Raw genomic sequence first — 2,711 nt, forward strand, 5'->3', positions numbered from 1 at the left:
GTATTGTTCTAAATAAGAACTCTTGTTCGTATAATGAATTTAAAATACCTTGTTTTCTCTTTTATGTCAATTAGTCTCATTGTTTAGGGGAATTGCTTTTTGAATAACATCTTGAATCGCCTCTAGTACAACTTCGCATTGTCTTGGCGCAGCACCGCAATAGGTTAAAGGTGATAAAACTGTCTTAAGTTCATGATCATTATTCAAATATCTAGCGTGTTCTGATAGCAAAGCTAGAAAGGTAATCACAAATCCTTGATGCTGGCTATGGGCTTGTTGGCTCGCTTGATTAATTAAAGGATAGATTTTATCTTTATCTGTCTTAAAATAGTTTTCTAGACCTTTAATTAAATAGGCATCGCTATTCAAATCAAGGTTGGCAGCCATCCGTTCAGGGTAGACTTGCAGTCCTTGCAATAGTGTCTTCAAATACGATACAGCACCTGCTATTAAAGCCATACCTTCAGTTAAAGGTACCCAGCTAGCATGCCATTGTCCTAATGCGCGCTCAAAAGGCTGAGCAGTTGTATTGCTAATCACATTCATATGTCCATGCATTCTTAATGCTGACGTCTTGATCAAAGCACATAGCACAGGGTTGCGTTTGTGTGGCATTGATGAAGAGCCGCCCATACCTTCAATCGAAGGTTCAGCAACTTCGCCCAATTCAGATTGAGACATTAAAGCAATGTCTTCGACAATATTTTCTATCGCACCAGCACAGGCATCTAGTGTGGAAGTAATAGCATGGATAGGCTGTCTGTTGGTGTGCCAAGGCAGTAGAGGTGTTGATAAACTAAGTGACTCTGCCACTTGTTGCGGAAGATCGTGATATTCATTTTCTTCATTGCTTACTCCAACAGGGCCACCCCATTGCAAGTAAAACCCCGACTGCTCTAATTGCGCCAAGTCAGGTATGACTGCCATTAGTGACGCCGCCCATTGGGATACTTTGGTGCCAAAAGTAATGGGTAGCGCCTGTTGCAGTAACGTCCTACCAGCCATAGGCGTTGTGCGATGTGTTTGAATGAGCAGCTTACAGGCGTTGAGCACCTCTATTAGATCTTGATTGATATGTTTGATTGATGGTTTCAGCATCATCATCATAGCGGTATCAATCACGTCCTGACTGGTAAGTGTTTGATGAAAAAAAGGTTTTGTGTCTGCTGGGAGTAAAGACTTTGCTTGTGCCACAAAAGGAATCGCAGCATTACCGCCCAAATAAGTTTGCTTTGCAATGGCATCAATATCAAACAATTCTAAAGATAACGCTTGTTTAGATTGTTGAAAGGTATTTTTTGGGATAAGCTGATTTCTTTCCCTAGCTTCTAGAACGGTTAACTCGAAATCTAGCATGGCTTGAATGAAAGCTCGATCAGAAAACGAATTGGCAACGTCAGAATGTACAAAAGGCTGATTGATTAATCGATTGATTTTCATTTAGAATCCCTAACTTTGGTAAGTATAAATAATATATCTATGAAACAAGACAAGAAAATACCCTTTGACAGTCCAGATTTTGTGGCTTCGCTTGCGGGTGGACTTAGCGTACTACGTGCTTTTGACGATAACCATTCTACTATGACGTTGAGTGAAGTGGCTGAGCGCACTGATATGGATAGAGCAAAGGCACGGCGTTATTTGCTGACGTTACACGCTTTAGGATATGTTCATAAGGATAAGCGCCAATTTAAACTGTCTCCTAAAACCTTAAGTATTGGGGCCAGCTATCTAAGTAGTGAACATCACCATGACATTGTTCAGTTCTACCTTGAGCGAGTAACGGAACAAACAGGCGAATCCTGCTCATTTGCAGTTTTGGATGATGATGAAGTGGTTTATATTGCACGATCCGCTGCCAAGCATCGTTTGTTATCGATTACACTATCTATCGGTACCAGATTGCCTGTAGCCTATACTTCTATGGGGCGTGCTATCATGGCCAATCTGCCCGAAGATGAGCGTGAGGATTATATCCAAAAAATTAAATTAACTTCCCATACACCCTTTAGTATTACTGATCGTGAACAGTTTAGAGTGATGCTAAATGAAGTCTATAACAATCAATACGTTGTCGTAGATCAAGAATTAGATACTGGTCTGCGGTCACTAGCATTACCGATTTACAAGGCAAATAATGAGTTAATCGGTGCAATCAATATTAGTACAAATGCTATGCGGGTCTCTAAAGAAGCTTTAATCGAAGAATTCTTGCCAATATTGCGTGATTGTGCGGAAAAAATTCAGACTTATTATATTTAGCAACTCATGGCTTTATCATAGCTTATCAATCAATAAAATATCATGGTAGTTTTACTAAGCTTATTACTACACTGCTTATTACTACACTAAGGTTACCAACATTCTATTTAAATAGAGTTGGTGACTTTTTTTATGCCTTTTACTTTGTGTCTGCTATCTGATGCCTTGTCTAACTTGCGTCGGTGGAACGGCTTGCTATTACAAGATGGCCATCAAGCTCTGTTTATATAAGCAATAGTTATCTTGATACTTAGGAAAAGATAATGTATTGACAACACGATGAAAAAAAGTATAATTTAATTCACTATACGAACATTAATTCTATTATAGAACAAACTTAATCTTAACGATAGACAGTTTTGGATTAAAAGTACTTCTATTAATGATTTTATACTTAAGACTATTAGAAAGTTTTCTCTAAGTTTATATGGTATCTGTGTGTTTAAACT

The 2,711-nt window shown here is 38.6% G+C and carries 2 protein-coding genes; one reads left to right on the forward strand and one right to left on the reverse strand.

Annotated features, from left to right (window positions below; genetic code table 11):
- Nucleotides 1–66 precede the first annotated feature (66 nt).
- Entirely contained in the window at nt 67–1,440 is a 1,374-nt protein-coding gene (locus DXK30_RS12640; protein WP_114701985.1) for a lyase family protein, read from the reverse strand.
- Between the two features lie 39 nt (nt 1,441–1,479).
- On the opposite strand from DXK30_RS12640, the gene DXK30_RS12645 reads away from it, so the two are divergent.
- The gene (locus DXK30_RS12645) at nt 1,480–2,262 is read left to right on the forward strand and encodes an IclR family transcriptional regulator domain-containing protein (RefSeq protein ID WP_114701986.1); all 783 of its coding nucleotides are present in this window, start codon (nt 1,480–1,482) and stop codon (nt 2,260–2,262) included.
- The last annotated feature ends 449 nt before the right edge of the window (nt 2,263–2,711 follow it).

Origin of the sequence: Psychrobacter proteolyticus, from assembly GCF_003350005.1 — a bacterium.
GTDB lineage: Bacteria > Pseudomonadota > Gammaproteobacteria > Pseudomonadales > Moraxellaceae > Psychrobacter > Psychrobacter proteolyticus.